Source organism: uncultured Zhongshania sp. (assembly GCF_963975605.1).
GTDB lineage: Bacteria > Pseudomonadota > Gammaproteobacteria > Pseudomonadales > Spongiibacteraceae > Spongiibacter > Spongiibacter aquimaris.
The window spans coordinates 129,224-146,755 of the sequence record NZ_CAXBHN010000007.1 but is presented as its reverse complement, the minus strand read 5'-3'; the positions used below and the strand labels follow the sequence as shown (position 1 = coordinate 146,755).

Annotated in this window: 17 protein-coding genes; 4 read left to right on the top strand and 13 right to left on the bottom strand. The window is 47.7% G+C overall.

From position 1 onward, the window contains the following. Complete coding sequence (locus tag AAC007_RS08780; RefSeq protein WP_339676047.1) at positions 1–618, top strand: DUF2238 domain-containing protein; 618 nt, start codon at positions 1–3, stop codon at positions 616–618. Here AAC007_RS08780 and AAC007_RS08775 read toward each other — a convergent pair. Further along, positions 615–1,742: an enoyl-CoA hydratase/isomerase family protein gene (locus AAC007_RS08775; RefSeq protein WP_339676045.1), complete on the bottom strand. Its 1,128-nt coding sequence runs from the start codon at positions 1,740–1,742 to the stop codon at positions 615–617. The genes AAC007_RS08780 and AAC007_RS08775 overlap by 4 nt on opposite strands. A gap of 242 nt (positions 1,743–1,984) precedes the next feature. Here AAC007_RS08775 and AAC007_RS08770 point away from each other — a divergent pair, with 242 nt between their 5' ends. Then, positions 1,985–3,787, top strand: a complete 1,803-nt coding sequence (locus AAC007_RS08770; RefSeq protein WP_339676044.1) for an acyl-CoA dehydrogenase C-terminal domain-containing protein — start codon at positions 1,985–1,987, stop codon at positions 3,785–3,787. A gap of 134 nt (positions 3,788–3,921) precedes the next feature. On the opposite strand, the gene AAC007_RS08765 is transcribed toward AAC007_RS08770, so the two are convergent. Both AAC007_RS08765 and AAC007_RS08760 read right to left on the bottom strand, forming a co-directional pair. Beyond that, positions 3,922–4,278: a hypothetical protein gene (locus AAC007_RS08765; protein WP_219044080.1), complete on the bottom strand. Its 357-nt coding sequence runs from the start codon at positions 4,276–4,278 to the stop codon at positions 3,922–3,924. A 282-nt stretch (positions 4,279–4,560) separates the two neighbouring features. After that, positions 4,561–6,696 (bottom strand): acetyl-CoA hydrolase/transferase C-terminal domain-containing protein, encoded by a 2,136-nt coding sequence (locus tag AAC007_RS08760; RefSeq protein ID WP_339676040.1) that lies wholly within the window; start codon positions 6,694–6,696, stop codon positions 4,561–4,563. A gap of 290 nt (positions 6,697–6,986) precedes the next feature. On the opposite strand from AAC007_RS08760, the gene AAC007_RS08755 reads away from it, so the two are divergent. Beyond that, positions 6,987–7,787 (top strand): SDR family oxidoreductase, encoded by an 801-nt coding sequence (locus AAC007_RS08755; RefSeq protein WP_339676038.1) that lies wholly within the window; start codon positions 6,987–6,989, stop codon positions 7,785–7,787. Positions 7,788–7,869: 82 nt separating this feature from the next. Here the strand turns inward: AAC007_RS08755 and AAC007_RS08750 are convergent, their stop codons facing one another. The 6 genes from AAC007_RS08750 to AAC007_RS08725 form a co-directional block, all read right to left on the bottom strand. Then, a complete protein-coding gene (locus AAC007_RS08750) occupies positions 7,870–8,979 on the bottom strand; it encodes a chemotaxis response regulator protein-glutamate methylesterase (protein WP_295872780.1) in 1,110 nt (369 codons plus the stop codon). Positions 8,980–9,125: 146 nt separating this feature from the next. Next, positions 9,126–12,131, bottom strand: coding sequence for a methyl-accepting chemotaxis protein (locus AAC007_RS08745; RefSeq protein ID WP_339676034.1), 3,006 nt, complete (start codon positions 12,129–12,131; stop codon positions 9,126–9,128). Between the two features lie 64 nt (positions 12,132–12,195). Continuing rightward, a complete protein-coding gene (locus AAC007_RS08740; RefSeq protein WP_295872785.1) occupies positions 12,196–13,038 on the bottom strand; it encodes a protein-glutamate O-methyltransferase CheR in 843 nt (280 codons plus the stop codon). Between the two features lie 63 nt (positions 13,039–13,101). Then, entirely contained in the window at positions 13,102–13,494 is a 393-nt protein-coding gene (locus AAC007_RS08735; protein WP_339676030.1) for a YbaN family protein, read from the bottom strand. 42 nt (positions 13,495–13,536) lie between these two features. Next, positions 13,537–14,004 carry a hypothetical protein gene (locus AAC007_RS08730; protein WP_339676028.1) on the bottom strand — a complete coding sequence of 156 codons (468 nt, stop codon included), beginning with the start codon at positions 14,002–14,004 and terminating at the stop codon, positions 13,537–13,539. Between the two features lie 14 nt (positions 14,005–14,018). Continuing rightward, entirely contained in the window at positions 14,019–14,378 is a 360-nt protein-coding gene (locus AAC007_RS08725) for a response regulator (protein WP_219044088.1), read from the bottom strand. A gap of 180 nt (positions 14,379–14,558) precedes the next feature. Here AAC007_RS08725 and AAC007_RS08720 point away from each other — a divergent pair, with 180 nt between their 5' ends. Beyond that, complete coding sequence (locus AAC007_RS08720) at positions 14,559–15,410, top strand: HDOD domain-containing protein (RefSeq protein ID WP_339676023.1); 852 nt, start codon at positions 14,559–14,561, stop codon at positions 15,408–15,410. Between the two features lie 60 nt (positions 15,411–15,470). Here the strand turns inward: AAC007_RS08720 and cheD are convergent, their stop codons facing one another. Genes cheD through AAC007_RS08700 form a run of 4 tightly spaced genes read right to left on the bottom strand, consistent with a single transcriptional unit; the run spans position 15,471 to position 17,516 of the window. Next, positions 15,471–16,082, bottom strand: a complete 612-nt coding sequence (gene cheD, locus AAC007_RS08715; RefSeq protein ID WP_339676022.1) for a chemoreceptor glutamine deamidase CheD — start codon at positions 16,080–16,082, stop codon at positions 15,471–15,473. Between the two features lie 10 nt (positions 16,083–16,092). Continuing rightward, positions 16,093–16,530 (bottom strand): hypothetical protein, encoded by a 438-nt coding sequence (locus AAC007_RS08710; RefSeq protein WP_296436265.1) that lies wholly within the window; start codon positions 16,528–16,530, stop codon positions 16,093–16,095. A gap of 9 nt (positions 16,531–16,539) precedes the next feature. Next, positions 16,540–16,962, bottom strand: a complete 423-nt coding sequence (locus AAC007_RS08705) for an STAS domain-containing protein (protein WP_296436264.1) — start codon at positions 16,960–16,962, stop codon at positions 16,540–16,542. A 50-nt stretch (positions 16,963–17,012) separates the two neighbouring features. Then, complete coding sequence (locus tag AAC007_RS08700) at positions 17,013–17,516, bottom strand: chemotaxis protein CheW (protein ID WP_339676019.1); 504 nt, start codon at positions 17,514–17,516, stop codon at positions 17,013–17,015. Between the last annotated feature and the right edge of the window lie 16 nt (positions 17,517–17,532).

Here is a 17,532-nt window from a genome sequence, read left to right as displayed (position 1 = left end):
ATGAATAAAATCCTTTGGCTAAGCCTTTTTTTTGGAGCGCTATTGTGGTCTGGCTTTGAACCCAAAGACCAATTCACTTGGTTCTTAGAAGTGATTCCAGCGATTGTGGTACTGGCCATTATGGCGATTAGCCAAAGTCGATTCCCATTAACGCCGTTACTCTACCAGCTCATCTTGGTGCACAGTATTATTTTAATGATAGGCGGCCACTACACTTACGCTGAAGTACCTGCCTTTGACGCTCTCGCAGAACTATTTAACTGGCACAGAAATCACTACGACAAACTCGGCCATTTAGCGCAAGGCTTTGTACCCGCCATCGCCGCTCGAGAACTGCTTATTCGGCATCACGTGATTGAAAAGCCGCGCTGGTTAGCGGTGATCATTGTATTAATTTGTCTGGGTATAAGTGCGCTTTATGAACTCATCGAGTGGTGGGTTGCGGAATTAACCGGGGAATCTGCCGAGGCATTTTTGGGCACTCAAGGCTATGTATGGGATACCCAATCAGATATGGCGATGGCAATGATCGGCGCAATTCTCGCTTTGCTGCTACTCAGTCGAACGCATCAAGCTCAATTGCTGGCACTGGACATTAGCGCCCGCCAAACACACTAAAGCGCAAACAATTTATCCAGTGGGTTGATCGGCCACGGTGATTCAAACAAGGCGTCAATTTCGGAGTCTGGCACCTCCGCGATGGACTTGTAACACCAGCGTGGATCGCGGTCACGGTCAATTAAACGCGCACGCACGCCCTCGGCGAATTCAGGATCGCGCACGCGGTTAGACGACAATACTAATTCCATTTTGAACACGTCGGCTAAACTCAAGTTGCTCCCCGTCTGCAGCTGTCGAAAGATCAATTTTGCCGTGCTCGATGCGCCGCGCGCTAAACCCTGTGCGGCCAACTGTAGCCATTCGCTATTGCCGGTATATCCACAAATCCCCATTTCGACTGCAGCGGGGCTTGGCAGCGCGCAAACATCATCAATCCATCCGCGATGATCTTTTAGCGACGATTGCTGCAAGACTACGCCCTGCTCCGCCTCGATATCGGTAAGACACTCAGTTAACTGCTCAGAGTTCCATTCCGAATCATCGCACCAATCGAGATTAATAATTTTGCGCAAAACATCCGTTTTATTTTTATCGTGTAAACAATAATCCGCTAATCCGGCGTACAGGGCATCTGCTGGCGACAAATAAGCGCTGGTTAGAGCAGTAAATAGCCCGGTAGCTCCGGGCATTTGCCCCAAGAACCAGCTGGCTCCCACATTGGGAAATAGACCTATGCTGATCTCCGGCATTGCCAACGTGCTCTTATTAGTCACTATTCGATGACTACCGCCTGCCATCAAGCCGAGCCCCGCCCCCATAACGATGCCACTTCCCCAACAAATAACCGGTTTAGGGAAACGGTGTATTAAATGTGCCGCCGCGTATTCGCAACTAAAAAACGCATCGGCCTCAACAGCCATGCCGCAGGGATTAGCTAGAGCTGACTCACGTATTCGCAAGGTATCGGCACCTACACAGAAAGCGCGCTCCCCAGCGCCATCTAAGAACACGGCCACCGCTTCTTGGTCGTCGCGAATTTCGAGTAGCAACTTATGAAGCAATGTCACCATTTCCGGCGTCAATGCGTTTAATCGCGCGGGTGCATTGAGTGTAAGTTGCGCCAGATAACCACCCGCCGGTAATGGGTGACGTTCAAAACACACCGAGTATTCAACTTGCATTTACATCTCTCCTTGCGGAATTGATCCAGTATCGCGCCATCTGTCTAACGTCTCAAGCCCTTGCTATGATCACCGCTAACGTCGTACTTCCAACGTGGCTATAACCCTGTATTATCGGGGATACTGGCATTGACCCAAGCGTCATCTTGCTAGCAGAAAGCGGCCAATTTCCCCCCTTGCTCCATCGGCTATGCTCCACTCCGTTAATGATCCCCCACCCCTGGGAACAGAAGAGGCAAAATATGACCGTTTATAAAGCGCCAGTACGCGACATCAATTTCGTAATCAATGAATTACTGGACTTCAACGCCCACTACCAAACTATTCCAGCTGGCGCAGAAGCAACCCCAGACATGGTAGAAGCCATCACCAACGAGGCGGCGAAATTCGCAGAAGAAGTGCTCTCTCCGCTAAATCAAATTGGTGACGAGCAAGGTTGCCAATGGAACGATGGCGAAGTAACTACCCCAGAAGGATTCAAAGAAGCTTATAAACTGTGGGTTGAAGGTGGCTGGCAAGGCCTGTCCCACCCGGTGGAGTACGGCGGTCAAGGCCTGCCCATGTCGATGGGACTGATTAAATCCGAGTTAGTCGGCACAGCAAACTGGTCCTGGGGCATGTATCCCGGATTAAGCCTAGGCGCAATGAATACACTCTACGTGCACGGCACCGAAGAGCAAAAGCAACTATATTTGAGCAAACTGTGCGAAGGCACTTGGACAGGCACCATGTGCTTGACTGAAGCCCATTGTGGTTCTGATCTAGGTCAAATGCGCAGCAAAGCAGAGCCACAGGAAGACGGCAGCTACCGCATTACTGGCACTAAGATTTTTATCTCTGCGGGTGAACACGACTTTGCAGAAAATATCATTCACATTGTTTTGGCGCGCACACCGGGCGCACCAGAAGGCACTAAAGGCATTTCGCTCTTCATCGTGCCTAAATTTAATACCACTGAAGATGGCACCATCACCGATCGCAACGGCGTGAAGTGTGGCAGCATCGAGCATAAAATGGGTATCCACGGCAACGCCACCTGCGTTATTAACTTCGACTCCGCCACCGGCTATATGCTGGGCCAAGAGAACGAAGGTCTGAATGCCATGTTCACCTTTATGAATACCGCCCGGATAGGCACTGCTATTCAAGGTTTAGCCGCATCTGAGCTGGCTTACCAAAATGCACTACCCTACGCCCTAGACCGCTATTCAATGCGCTCTTTGTCCGGCGTTAAAAATCCTGACAAAGCGGGCGATGCGATTATTCACCACCCCGATGTGCGCCGCATGTTGCTAACCGCAAGAGCCTTTGCAGAAGGTGGTCGCGCCATGATTTACGACGCGGCAAAATACTCTGACCGAATGGTACAGGCAGAAACGCAGGCAGATCGCGACGAAGCTGAAAATGAGCTGGGCTTTTTAACACCGATATTGAAAGCATTTTTAACGGAAACCGGTTTGGAATCTGCCAGCAATGCCATGCAGGTATTTGGCGGACACGGTTTTATTAAAGAACACGGTATGGAGCAAATTTATCGCGATGCCCGCATTGCGACCATGTATGAAGGCACCACCGGCATTCAGGCCATGGACCTTATCGGCAGAAAAGTTGTACTCGACGGCTTTAAACTTTACGGCGGATTCTGCAAAAAATTATATAAATTTGGTTTCAAAAATTTAATTAGCGGTAAACGCCGCTGCTACTCGGCAAAGCTTATCGGTTATACCCTGTCGTGGAACTGGCACACCATAAAAATGGTTGCCCGTGCATCTAGAAACAGAGATGCAGTAGGCGCAGCGTCTTACGACTTTTTGATGTATAGCGGTTACTTGTCAATGGCTTACTACTGGGCAATGATGGCGGAAGTTGCAGCCAGTAAATTAGCCGAAGGCGGTGACGACAAGGCATTTTATGAAGCGAAGCTGGAAACGGCAGAGTTTTATTTCTCACGCCTACTGCCCCGCGCCAAAGGTCACGCTGGCTGCATGAACAGCAGCACCGACAGTGTCATGGCTATGACATTAGACCGCTTCACTGCGCGCTGAGGCGCATGACCTAAACACACCACTCTTTGCTTGCAGGCAAAGTTGTGGGGCCACAAAGGTTAATCACTTAATGCAAAAAAGCCCTGATATCGCTATCAGGGCTTTTTTGTAGGCCGGCATTTCATTTTCAAAGCTTAAAAGGTCACTTGCGACACCTGATAAGCGGCACTGCTTTGCATCCCACAGGGATTAGCTATCTCTTGACTTGCTCCGGGGCTGACCACAAAAGATTGCACACTCATCACCGATTTATTGTTTAGGTCTTCTTTATAATAACTAAAAACGCCACTCACTTTAGTATCACACACATTGTGAACAGTGAAACGCGTAGAGACTTTGTGATGGTTAAAATAGGAACAACTCGATTGTTCGGATGTCGCGGGAAACTCCTGCACATTCCAATCTAAACAACTTTCTGGTTCGGCAAATACCGACATAGCCGACACACTGAAAAATGAGCAGAGTACATAGCTTGCTAATTTATTATTCACGATAAACACCTACTGGGCTTAAAACGTTACTACCTAACTTATGCTCAAATTTTCTTTCGAAATATTCCCTAAGCGGTAATAACAAAGATCCTGACATGTACAATAGTTAATCTTGAGCCCAATTGGGAGTGCGTATAAGCCACTAAGCACACATTAATATTCTATTTATTTTTATAAAAATCAAAGCCTTACGATTATTTAATAGCGTATTTTCAGCTCTAACAAAGGTTTAGATTTGTGACGCCCATCGCAATTAATCTAAACCGTTAGAGGTGAAACACTCTACTTTTTATTCCTTGAGCCTTGTATCAAACGTTTTAATACACGGTCTTTGCCACTTAAGGAGCCGCTCAAGCGCAGTACCTCTAAAACACGATTTACAGAATCTGTATTTTTGCCGCCGCGCAGTAAGGTGCTCATTTTCTGCATTGTGGACAACTGCGCCAATGATTTTAAGGTCTTCGCCGCCGTTAATTCATCTTCGCTAAAGTCACAGCCAAATGGATATGCGGGCATCATCCCCTTTGCACGCGCCCACTCAACATTGGCACGGATTACATGGGGGAAGTTTTGTCGAAAAACAGAGGGCACTTCAAAGCTAGCCGACAATTTACCCGCAGCCTTTGCCTCGGCCACTAATTCAGCTTGAAAGCGCGAGTCGGCGATATTAATTAGAGCGACGCAAACTTCCTCATCAGTTTTAGAACGCAAGTCGGCAATGCCGTATTCGGTAACGACAATATCGCGCAAATGCCGGGGAATGGTACACGCTCCATAGTGGCTAACAATATTTGATACCGCCTTACCACCCTGTGAGCGGCTGGCGCGAATCATCAGCACCGATCGTCCATTATCCAGTTGGTGCGCCATCGCCACAAAATTGTACTGACCTCCGACGCCAGATAACACCTGGCCGTTTTCAAGTGTGTCCGACGCGACCGCACCATTAAGGCTGACATTTAAACCGGTGTTAATAAAGCGTGCTGACTGTCGTTGTGCTTTGTATAAGCGCGGGTTTTGATCTAATTGATTAATTTTTTCAACGCTGCACATCGCTAGTTTGCGACGTTCCGTTTCAGGCATATCGCGCAAGCTACGATAAAAGTCACCGCTGCCAAGAAAGAAGCCACCGTGCATCACTTTGCCATTGCGCAACTGCGTTCCTAGGCAGTATGTCGCCATAAACTGCTGGCTGTCAGGATTGGCCATATTGGCAGAACAAAAATCACCCTGCGGCGTATACAGCTTACCTTCGCTGTATCGGCAACTCTCGTTGAAGAAACCGTGGTATTGCAGTGTATCGAAATCCTTGCCCCGCAACTCTCTTACGCCCAGCTCCGCCAAGGCGGGCAAACACTCCGAACTCAGTGCTAACGGGTCGCAGCCGCCAATATTAATCAGCTGCTGCAAGGCCCAAAAGTCATAGACAGGTCGCTTCAATACACCGGCTTCGAAAAGGTGAAGAAAGCCCTCTACAAACATTTCTGTGGCACCGTACAAGCCTTCTTCAAATGGTTCGCGACCACCAATGGCATCCACCAGATCTGCGCTGTGTTCATCGACACCAAATCGTTGTAGTAATTCGAGATAACTGGCATTTTGCTGATGCCTTAGCAGCGCCGACTGCACAATCGCGTCACCCATCGCACCGATACCCAACTGCAGCGTTCCGCCATCGGCAATCAGGGCACTGGCACGTAAACCAATGGCATAGTCGGTGTCAGGAATAGGCGGTAATCGCGGTACCTGAAACAGGCCGTGGCACTCACTGTTTGTTATCGCAAGAAAATCAAACTGGGACGCATTCACTTCCGCATCGCCATACATAAAAGGCAAATCTGGGTGCACAACACCAATTGCGATATAGGGTCGCCCCTCTTTTTTAAGTCGAGAAACAACTTCTGCAGAGGTATCCGGATTACAACTCATACTCAGCGCATCACCTTCCTGCGCCAACATTTGAATAACCACATTACAGCCCCGCGCCACGACATCTCTTGCGGCATGAGTGTAATTAGAACTTATATAATGTCTCTGCGCCGAGAGATGCCCTAAGCGGCTGCCTGCCTTAAAATAAAATTCACAGACCCTTATGTTGGCTGGTGTTTCTCCGCTGCGCTCAGCTTGTAAATACAGCGGCTCACGATAATTCGCATATAGGCGGTCGAACACTGGGTTGAGTAAACGGCCCCGAATGGCATCTGCCTCGCTAGGCCGCTCTAAACTAAGAGCAGTTAAAATTGTTAAGGAAATACTCGGCTCAGCGCACGCCCGCCGATATAGCGCATCTATCAGCTCTACCGGCTTTCCCAGGCCCAAAGGCATAGCAACGCGCAGATCTTTCCCTAATCGAGCAATAATTTGCTCAACACAATGGTCGATTTCGACCATATTAAGTTCGGTTCTCGACTGTGACATGCAAGCTCCTTAGTGCTGAGTGTTTACTGCACGATACGCAGCCAGCTTAATATACGTCAAGATAGAGTCAGGCAGTGATTTATAAGAGCTATCAAAACATCGTCCGAGCATCCGCATAAGGTACGTTCCGCATTAAAGCCCATTGAACCGTTAACGAATCGATCTCGATTTGCCGCAATACATTAACGAGCCGGCGCGCTAAACTTAGTTGCTAACCTCACTGCCGAAGCAACAAAAAATTGACTAATTCGCGAAAAACCTAGAATCAGGAATTACCGCGGGGAATTGAAATGGAAATCGACAATAAAACCGTTTGGATTACTGGCGCAAGTTCGGGGATTGGCCTTGAGCTCTGCCGACAGCTCGCGGCAAAAGGCGCGCGGATTGTTTTATCTGCAAGGCGCAAAGATACTCTCGTTGAAATTGCAAAATCTCTGCCGGGCGGCTTAACCCGGCACTGGGTTGTGCCGCTGGATTTAGCGGTCGCTGACGACACTCTTGTCACATTTGTGCAAGGCCAATTAGCCGAGATCGGGCCAGTCCATATACTGATCAATAATGGCGGTATCTCCCAGCGTTCACTATTTATTGATACCGACTTATTCGTGTATCGGAAACTGATGGAAGTGAACTATCTGGGATCGGTTGCCATGACCAAGGCCTTACTGCCAAATATGCTCGCTCAGCAAAATGGCATGATTGTCAGTATAAGCAGCGTGGCCGGCAAAGTCGGCACCAAGTTACGCAGTGGCTATTCAGGTGCTAAGTTCGCCGTGGTAGGGTTTATGGATTGCCTGCGGGCTGAAACCGCGGAACACGGCGTTCACTGCCTGACAATCTGCCCAGGCTCCATTCAAACCAATATCGCCATTAACGCCCTGAATGCCAGTGGCGATGCACAAAATAAAAATGACGATTCCATTATCAATGGCATGGCCGTGGAAGAATGCGTGCGAGACATTATCAAGGCAATGATCAATGAACGTGACGAAGTGATTATTGGTAAAGGTTTCAGCGGGCTGGCGCCGACTATAAAGCGATTTTTCCCAGGTTTATTCAATCGTATTTCGGCTAAGACAGAGTATCGTTAGCGGAAATCAACCTAAACTTCCTAAAGTGCGGTATCACAATTGCTTATAAGCAATCACAGCAGCCACCAAAAAAAGTGTGTGCTCAACGATGCGGCTCATAAAGACTAATGATTCGCGCGGCGATTTTGGGTAAGGTGAGCACCTCGTCAACGGCACCTACCGCAACAGCAGCTCCCGGCATCCCCCATACCACAGAAGACGCTTCATCTTGTACCAGCGTGCTCGCACCGGCTTCATGCATCGCTCGCATTCCCTCTGCGCCATCCTTACCCATCCCAGTGAGAATTACACCTACCGCATTTTTACCAACATACTTGGCTACTGAGTGAAATAGCACGTCTACCGAAGGACGGTGGCGGTTTACCGGATCGTGATCACTCAAAACACAGTAATAACGCGCGCCATCTCGGCGAAGACTTAAGTGAAAATCACCCGGTGCAATATAGGCGTGGCCATGCAATACCCGCTGCCCATCTTGAGCCTCGCAGACGGTCATCGCGCTGCACTTATTCATTCGCTCTGCAAACGGGCCGCTAAACATGCCGGGAATATGTTGAACAATTACCGTACCGGGTGTGTCAATTGGCAGACGTTCCAATACTTCACGAATAGCTTCTGTGCCGCCGGTTGACGCGCCGATCGCAATGATCTGATCGGTGGTTTTAAAATGTAAGTTACTTGCAATATTCGGTGTGCCCACAGGCGAAATAAAGGTTTCGCTGCAGCGCCTTGCTTTGCTATCCACCAATTTGGTGACCGTGGCAAAACGAGCGACCTTAACTTTCTCGATAATTTCGCTGGCGTATTCCTTTAATTTACTCGCTATATCAATTTCGGGTTTACTGACAAAGTCGACCGCACCTAACTCCAGTGCCTCCAAGGTAACCGAGGCATTTTTTTGTGTAAGCGACGACACCATCACGACCGGCATCGGCCGTAAACGCATTAAATTGCGCAAAAACTGGAGGCCGTCCATCTTTGGCATTTCAACATCTAAGGTGAGCACATCAGGGTTGAGAAGCTTAATTTTTTCACGTGCGATATAGGGGTCAGACGCAACGCCGACAACCTCAATTTCAGGGTCGGAACTTAGAATCTCTGACAAAACATGACGCATTAGCGCCGAGTCGTCGATCACTAAGACTTTAATGCGCGGCTTTTCGCCGTCATTTGGCGTGACTGAGCTCAACATAGATCCTCCAGAACACACAGCCTACGTATCTGAGAGACCAAAAAACGAATCTGAGTCAATTACGTTCGAAAATGCGCATTCAATAACGGGAGCACAAAGGCAGCAGCGGCCCCACTTTGTCTGGGTACGCTGCTACTGACTAGTACTTAAAATTCTTCCCAATCATCACTATGGTCATTGCTTGCCATTTTACGAACTGGTGGCAATTTGGCTGGTGCCGGCTTAGTCCGAGGCACAATCCGATGTACATCACCGCCGCGACTTTCGACTTGTTTACTTGCTGGCGCAGACTTTGAAATCACCGGCGAAACATCGTTGTCAGACGTTTTAAAGTATGTCATTTGATCTGCCAGACCGCGCGACAAGGTGTCCATCGATTGGCTAGCCGCCGCTGCTTGCTCAACAAGTGCCGCATTTTCCTGCGTCACTTTGTCCATCTCTGAAATCGCTTTATTCACCTGCTCGATACCTGAAGATTGCTCTTGGCTTGCAAGCGCAATCTCAGCAATAATATCCGACACTTTTTTAACACTGCTCACGATCTCGCCAAGGGTAGAACCCGACTCATCGATCAGTTTGGTACCCTCATCAACTTTCTCAACGCTATCTTTAATCAGGGTTTTTATCTCTTTAGCCGCTTGCGCACTGCGCTGTGCTAAATTTCGCACTTCAGACGCGACAACCGCAAATCCTCTGCCCTGCTCCCCAGCCCGTGCCGCTTCTACTGCTGCGTTTAGCGCGAGCAAGTTCGTCTGGAAAGCAATTTCGTCGATCACACCAATGATGTCAGATATGCGTTTGGACGAAGAATTAATCTCGCGCATCGCACTTACCGCGCGACCAACCACCTCGCCGCCTTTCTCTGCCTGACCTCGGGCACTGGCCGCGAGATTATTCGCCTGTGACGCGTTCTCCGCGTTTTGTTTAACGGTCGCGGTAAACTCTTCCACACTCGATGCGGTTTCTTCCAAGGAAGCCGCTTGTGCCTCTGTTCTGTTTGACAAGTCTAAATTGCCTTGGGCAATTTCCGATGCTGAACTTTGGATCCCCGTTGCCGCCTCGCGAATCTGTGTAACCATATCTCGCAAATTAGTGACAGAAAGGTTCAAGGCGTCTTGCATCTCTGCAAATTGGCCATGGTACTCACCGTTCATTACTTGAACTAAATCGCCCTCTGATAAGGCCGCCATCACTCTGGCACTTTCATCAAGCGGCGCGGCAACAGCATCCATCAAACGATTCAAACTGGTCGCTAAGCGCTGCAAAAACCCGACAGTCTCTTTGTCGTTAATTCGGCTATCAAGCTTGCCCGCAATGGCGCTGTCCAACAGCTCATTGATTTGCTTCTCAGCGTTGCTTTGCTCGCTGACGATGGCATCCATTAGGCCATTTACCGACACACTCAAACGACGCATAAAACCTTGATAGCGCTCGGCAGATAGGCGCTTGTCGAGTTCGCCTTGTGAGGCCGCCTCTATCAGCGACGCTATTTGGCGCTCGGCGTCTTTCTGCTCGGTAATGTCCTTCCACTCGACCATATTCCCCATATACTCGCCGTTGGCGCCGAGAATGGCAGTGGCATTTACCTCAAACTCAAGATCGGCAATTTTAATTTCTGCGCGAGCGGGTAAATCGCTAACATTGGCAAGAAGACCGCGTTGATGGCCGGGATGTTTGTGGAACTGATCTATCGATTGACCGACGAGATTATCAACTGAAAAACTGGGGAATCGCGCTCGTAAAACATCTTCGCGATTTCTCAACATTTGAATAACCGCTGGATTAGCGTAAGTGATATTCAAATCCGCATCACACATCATTAAATTAGCTTCCGCGCCGTTAACAGCCGACTGCAGACACGCTATTTCAATCTCTTTGGCACGCTGCTCTGTCACGTCGAGCCACTCAAGCGTATTACCAATATAGGTACCGTGAGTATCAACTTGGGCGGTCACATTAATATTAAAAATCAGTTTACCGACATTGATATCTACCGAATGTGGCAGATTAGACGGATCGCTCAACATACCGCGCTGATGGGCGGGATTTTTATGGAAAATATCGATGCACGTGCCTACGATATTATCGACATCAAATCCGGGATAGACAGCGGCCATGGCATGGCGATGACGCCCCAATAGAGACTTCGTCGATTCATTGACATAGGTTACCGTCAAATCTCGATCTACCATCATAATTGCGGTCATCGCGCTGCCGACGGCTGTTTGCAACCTCGCCACCTCAGTTTCCTTCGCGCGGGTCTCAGTAACATCCAGCCACTCTAAGGTATTGCCTATATAAGTGCCGTCGGCGCCTATTTGTGAAGTCACATTAATATTAAAAATCAAACGCCCCACCTTGATATCTGCTGAATGCGGCAGATTGGCTGGATCGCTTAATAAACCGCGCTGATGCGCCGGATCTTTATGAAATATATCAATACAGGTGCCAATTATATTTTCGACATCAAACCCTGGGTACTCGGCGCGAAGCTCTTCGCTATATCCCGCCAGCAGCTTCCGAGTGGCATCGTTGACATAGGTAACGACTAGATCGCGATCGATCATCATAATCGCGGTCATTGCCCTATCGATGGAAGTCTGCAAGCGCACAACACGTTCGTCTTTCACGCGCTGTTCGGTCACATTAGACCACTCTAAAATACTGCCAATCTGATTACCTGTGTCGTCGCGTAGTGCGCTTGAACGAATACTGAAAATCAAGGCACCAATGGCAACGTCCAGTAACTGCGCTTCACTGGAATTATCACTCAAATTTTCGGCTTGGTAGCGCGGGTCTTTAGAAAGCAGGCTGTCGACGGCAAGCCCTGTCAGGCTTTCAGAATTGAAGCGGGCATACACAGACTGGATTTCGTCGGCATGCTTTGACATTAGATCAACGGCAGCCGTATTCGCGAATGTAACAACAAAATCTTTATCAACTAGCATTATTGCGGTGTTCACACCGCCTATCAGTGCTAACCACTGATTAAGCTGCTTTTGCAAAACCGCTAGCCCAGATTTTGCGACCGGCGCCTTAGCAACAGCCTTGGCCTTTGCGGGTGCCTTGCGCTGAACACGCGCCTTCACAGCCGGTTTAGTCGCAACTGCTGAATTCCGGCCCTTGGTAGTTGCCTTTATTTTTGTATCCATTGCCAATCTCCGGTACTGGCCGCTTTCGCCTTTCGCGCTTGCGTCCCAAAAAATTCAAATACATCTACATTTTTTCGTAGATAGTCCTGCCAATTAGGCGGTAAGAATCACAGACACCCGCCAAATTCTCGGAATGACCAATCATCAACTTTGCGCCTTTTTGTTGACTTGCCGAAAACCGATTGAACAAGGTCTTCTGAACATCTTTACTGAAATAAATAACGACGTTGCGACAAAAAATAATGTCGAATGGAGACTTCATCGGCCAAGGCCCCAAAAGATTAAGCTGTCGGTAAGTAATCATCTTTCGCACCGCCGGATGCATCAACACCAAGCCGGTGTTGTCGCCGCGGCCGCGCTTAATCCAAGGGGTTACTATTTGTTTATCCGCGCCATCAAACCGTTCATCGGTGTAGACGCCACGAGCAGCTTTCGCCAGTATCTCAGTGTCCAGATCCGTGGCTAATATCCTAACATCGGCTGTTTCTACCCCAGGTATTGCATGAAGCAGAGACATAGCCATTGAATACGGTTCCTCACCGCTTGAGCAGCCTGCCGACCATATTCGAATTGACTGCTTTGTCTTTAGCAATCGAGTCACTTCTTCTACCAAAAATTCAAAATGATGATTTTCACGGAAAAAACTAGTGAAGTTTGTGGTAATTGCGCTCACGAACATAGGAATTTCAGATTCATCGCCAGAACGAATAATATCGATGTAATCATTAAAATCAGAGATACCTAAAGCTCGCAGTCGTTTAGAATACCTGCTGTAAGTTAACTGCTTTTTCTCATTCCCAAGCGTAATACCAGTATGTTCAAAGACGAGACCGCGTAGCTTTTCAAAATGCTCATTTTGAAAAGGAAATTCAAATCTTTGGTCTACAACTTCTACACCAACATTCAATTATTATCCCACCCATAAAAGTTCATGAGGCAAAACTCGTAATTTGCATCGCTATATCTTCCGCTACACAACTGCATTTTTGTTTGATTTAGAAAACTCAGTTGAGGTCGCGCAGGTACTAATTCTAATAATGCATAAAGCTCCCACCAACATAAGTGCTGCAGCAGCGCTTTTGAAAACAATTCCGTGGTTAGCAAAACCCAGAGAAGCACCACCCATTATGGCCATCGACACTAGGGAAAAAATCTTGGTCTTACAGTTAACGCAGCGCTGGCTCTCCCAACGATGTATACAAGGACCAAAGAACTTATTACCTAGCAGCCAGTTATGCCATCTCTCGGAAGACCGTGAAAAACAAGCCGCAGCCAGCAGTATAAAAGGTGTCGTAGGCAGCAAAGGCAATACAGCGCCAACTGCGCCCAGCGTAATAAATGCAAACCCCAGTAGCGTGTACATCCTCATACGGCATAATCCAAATGTATTGATGTTGTTAATTACTTAAACAATACTGAATATCATTTTACCCACGCCGTATCGTGGTATTTTTAGTTTAAATCCGACAGTTACCCTGGCGCTAAAGCCACCTACAACTGCGACGGCATCCTCGGGCCTATAAACCTTATCCAGTTTCAAGTGGGCAGAGGAATCTGACATAAGTAGACGAGAGCACACGTTGATAACTTCATAAAAGTTGTCAACAGACGTTTTGGTAAATTCGCCACTCTCCAGCATATCTTCAGCACCGCCAACCGGCATCATCGATAGCGCCGCTCCTGAGTACGCAACAAAAGCCGGATCACAGACGCATACGGCGACGAGGTCGCCGTCATCGCAAACAAAGCTAGCCGCAAATGCACCGGCAATAGTTTTATCTGGCATCTCTGTTGCATCTACATCATTGCCATATAACATCGACAACATATCAGCGACACTTTCAGTGCTTGGTACGACGAATCTTTTAGTCATATTATTATTTCCGATTACATAATAGCGCTGAGCACCTTCTCAAACGATTCCACTGAGAAAGGCTTGGAGATAAGGAATTTGGCTCCACCCGCTGACGCTTTTGCTCGCATATCAGCTGTTGCTTCTGTTGTTATAAAACCGAACTTAGTTTTAATTCCTTCTTCGTTCATAGCTTCTAACAATTCAATACCTGTCATATTTGGCATATTCCAATCAGCCAGCACCAAATCAGGTACGCTCTTCTTAATTGACTCAAGTGCCACAAGGCCGTCTTCTGCTTGAGAAATATCGTTGCCGCCAAATCCTGCTTGCCTTAATGTGCGTATGATCATGTTACGCATCGCAGCGCTGTCATCAACAACCATAATATTCATATTTCCATTTTCCTTCTTAGGCAGATTACGAGAATTGTGAGTAGTTCATCACAAGTATTACAACTCCCCTATTAGTGATGATACTTATTGAGTAACGAATGAAGTAAGCCGAATCTATAGGAATAAATAGTTGTAAAAGCATGGCCGCTATATGACATTTAAATACTGAGCAAAATTATCATGCCCAATGCGCACGAATTGGTGGCTAAAACCACCTCATTAATATCATTCCCCGATGTTGCTATCGCTCTAAATAGCGCACTGAGCAATGGTGACAACTCAAGTAAAACCGTCACTGAAATTATTGAGCGCGACCCCGCCTTAACCGCCGCTGTACTGCGCATATCAAATAGTGCGGCCATGAATACTGGTGTAGAGATAAACACGGTGTCTCGGGCTGTTTCGCGCTTAGGCTACCGCCAAATAAACGAACTTGTGCTAGGCATCGAAGTTGCCAGATCGTTTAATGGTCTTAGCAATGACCTAATCACAATTGAAGACTTTTGGCAGCATTCGCTATATTGCGCGTCGATTGCCAAACGTATTGCAAAACTGTGCAAGGGAGTCGATGCAGGTGCTGCATTCACTGCCGGATTACTGCACGACATTGGCCAACTTATTATTTTTAGCCGTTTAGCCGAAGAGTCGGAGGAATTTCTCTCTAAATCCATTTCCGACTTCGACGGACTAAGTACTTACATCAGCGAGAAGCAGGTACTTGGCTACGATCACAGCAATGTCGGCCTAGAATTAGCAATGCGTTGGAAGCTGCCGCTATCGCTTCAGCAATGTCTATTTGCCCATCACGAGCCCAACAAGATCCAACCCACTCCCGATCTTGTGATGATCGTTCACATTGCAAACAGCCTAGCGGTACTCGCTGAGCTTAAAAGCAGCAGCCTTGACGATGCGCCAGGCATTGAAGCAAGCGCGTGGACGCAATTAAAACTCAACAACGATCATATCCCCGCGTTACTAGACGGAATAAACGAAGAAGTTAGCGACTTGCTCAACATATTTATTAGTCATTGAATTTATCTTAGCCACCCCGTCATCTCAATCGAGACTTTGCAGCATTTAACCTATTTCCGATCAATCGAATAGCTCAATATCATTCGATACTGGCTTTTCATGCAGTTTACGCCCGTATACTTCTTCTTCATGAATAACCATATTGGCGTGTAGTGAACGCAAACGTTTAACAAGCACCCTGCCGGTAGTCGGAAAGTAGTTAATTTTTCTTGAGAACTCCAGACCAACATCTTCCGCCACGATTGCAATTCCTTCCAACTCAAGAAAGGCGCGAACGAAGGTAATATTCTTTCCGCCAACATCACTTAAACCACGCATCATTCGGCCACCACCGAAGATTTTGACTTCGAGATTTTCCCGTCGCCCGCCTACTTTAAGGATATCGTTGATCAAGTGTTCCATAGCATAAGCGCCATAACGGGCAGCCATACCGTCCATTTTCGAATCACCTTCGGGAAGCATAAAATGATTCATGCCGCCTAGTTTAAGAACTCGCTCCCGTATACACGCCGAAATACATGAGCCTAAAACGGTGGTGATCATTTCATCTTCACTGTCGGACACATAGTATTGCCCAGGTAACACCCTCGCCGCATAAACACTGTGAGTACCATCCCAATGCCTTTGAATGTCAGGGTATTTGGCGTTTACTGCGGTTATGGTATGCGGCACAGACTCACCCCTAAAACAGCTCGGGCGAAGCGCACGATGCTTCATCGTCAGCACCGACATGAATTTTTAATTCATCTGCGCAGGAGTACAAACCTTTCACTTTTTCATCTAGCTTGCGACTTAAGTCTCTGCATACATCGGAGGGAATTTCTGTCTCTAGCAATTCTAACGCTTGCTGAACGTGGGACAATTTCTGGGCAAGCAGATCAAAGCACTGCATGTGAACGACCATCTCACCAAGCGTATTCTCCAGCTTTCTCCCGGCATCATCACTAAGCTGACCTGCACTCACAAGGGTATTTAATTGCCCATTTAAATCGCCAAACTTAGCCATCATTCCGTCTATATCCACGCCGGCCTCGACAATAGCGGCCTCTACTTGCAGGGAAAGGACTCCGAGCAAAGGTTTTGGCGACGTATCGCGATTATTTACTTTGACGACTCTCATAGAGTTCCCCTAAAGGGACGCGACCGCAGAGTCTAATTTTAAATATTTAGCGTAGTCTAATTGTTCGGCTAGCTCACAAAAATAGGAAGACGGCTTATACCAGCTTATCGATCTGCCGCTGCGCTCAGAATTGACAACAAATACCGCCAGTAATTGCAACACTGCTGTATCTGCATCCGTTACGGCCGACGCATCTACAACAATCGAAGATTCACTACTCGCGGCCAGTTCCGCCAAGTCTTGATATAGCGCCACCACACCATCTACGGTAGAAAATGTCGGCAGTGCTAAATGAGAGCTGGCTTTTTCAAGCTCCGCACTGTCTGCAACCGCTTCGTTATCAAGTAAATATACAAATTCATTTTCTTTCGGACTGACTTTCTCCGAGCTCGGTTCATCAAGCAAAATTACAAATTCAGCAGAGTCTGTCATACATCCCCTTTAATACATTCGATGCCAACACGCGCGTTTAGAAAATCAAACTACGCTGCAGCGACGGTGGCATCCTTTATTGTCAGGAGTTTGTCGATATCCAACAAAATCAGCATCTTGTCATCTACCGTCGATAAGCCCTTGATATAATCTGCGCGCACATTTCCACCGAAGTCCGGCATCGCCTGAACGGTTTGCTCGTCAACGCGATAAACTTCTGACACCGCATCGACGACCATGCCAATGGTGCGCGCCTTATCCGCATTCTCTACACGGACGACAATAATCACTGTGGTAGGGCCAAACTCAATTGATTGCATTGCAAAACGTTTACGCAGATCAATAATTGGCACGATCGCGCCACGCAAATTCATCACACCAAGCACATAGCTAGGCGAACTCGGTATGGGAGTAACGGTATCCCACCCTTGAATACCCTGCACGCGAAGAATTTCCACACCGTATTCTTCACCATTTAGCATAAACGTAAGATATTGGTTTGTGTCTGCGTGAAGCATGTCTGCAGGAGATAGCTGTAAGTTCTCAGTACTCATTTAAATTTCCTCGCTT

Coding starts and splice junctions, on each gene's coding strand:
- AAC007_RS08780 (WP_339676047.1), top strand. CDS start 1: ATGAATAAAATCCTTTGGCTAAGCCTTTTTTTTGGAGCGCTATTGTGG.
- AAC007_RS08775 (WP_339676045.1), bottom strand. CDS start 1,742: ATGCAAGTTGAATACTCGGTGTGTTTTGAACGTCACCCATTACCGGCG.
- AAC007_RS08770 (WP_339676044.1), top strand. CDS start 1,985: ATGACCGTTTATAAAGCGCCAGTACGCGACATCAATTTCGTAATCAAT.
- AAC007_RS08760 (WP_339676040.1), bottom strand. CDS start 6,696: ATGTCACAGTCGAGAACCGAACTTAATATGGTCGAAATCGACCATTGT.
- AAC007_RS08755 (WP_339676038.1), top strand. CDS start 6,987: ATGGAAATCGACAATAAAACCGTTTGGATTACTGGCGCAAGTTCGGGG.
- AAC007_RS08750 (WP_295872780.1), bottom strand. CDS start 8,979: ATGTTGAGCTCAGTCACGCCAAATGACGGCGAAAAGCCGCGCATTAAA.
- AAC007_RS08745 (WP_339676034.1), bottom strand. CDS start 12,131: ATGGATACAAAAATAAAGGCAACTACCAAGGGCCGGAATTCAGCAGTT.
- AAC007_RS08735 (WP_339676030.1), bottom strand. CDS start 13,494: ATGTACACGCTACTGGGGTTTGCATTTATTACGCTGGGCGCAGTTGGC.
- AAC007_RS08730 (WP_339676028.1), bottom strand. CDS start 14,004: ATGACTAAAAGATTCGTCGTACCAAGCACTGAAAGTGTCGCTGATATG.
- AAC007_RS08725 (WP_219044088.1), bottom strand. CDS start 14,378: ATGAATATTATGGTTGTTGATGACAGCGCTGCGATGCGTAACATGATC.
- AAC007_RS08720 (WP_339676023.1), top strand. CDS start 14,559: ATGCCCAATGCGCACGAATTGGTGGCTAAAACCACCTCATTAATATCA.
- AAC007_RS08710 (WP_296436265.1), bottom strand. CDS start 16,530: ATGAGAGTCGTCAAAGTAAATAATCGCGATACGTCGCCAAAACCTTTG.
- AAC007_RS08705 (WP_296436264.1), bottom strand. CDS start 16,962: ATGACAGACTCTGCTGAATTTGTAATTTTGCTTGATGAACCGAGCTCG.
- AAC007_RS08700 (WP_339676019.1), bottom strand. CDS start 17,516: ATGAGTACTGAGAACTTACAGCTATCTCCTGCAGACATGCTTCACGCA.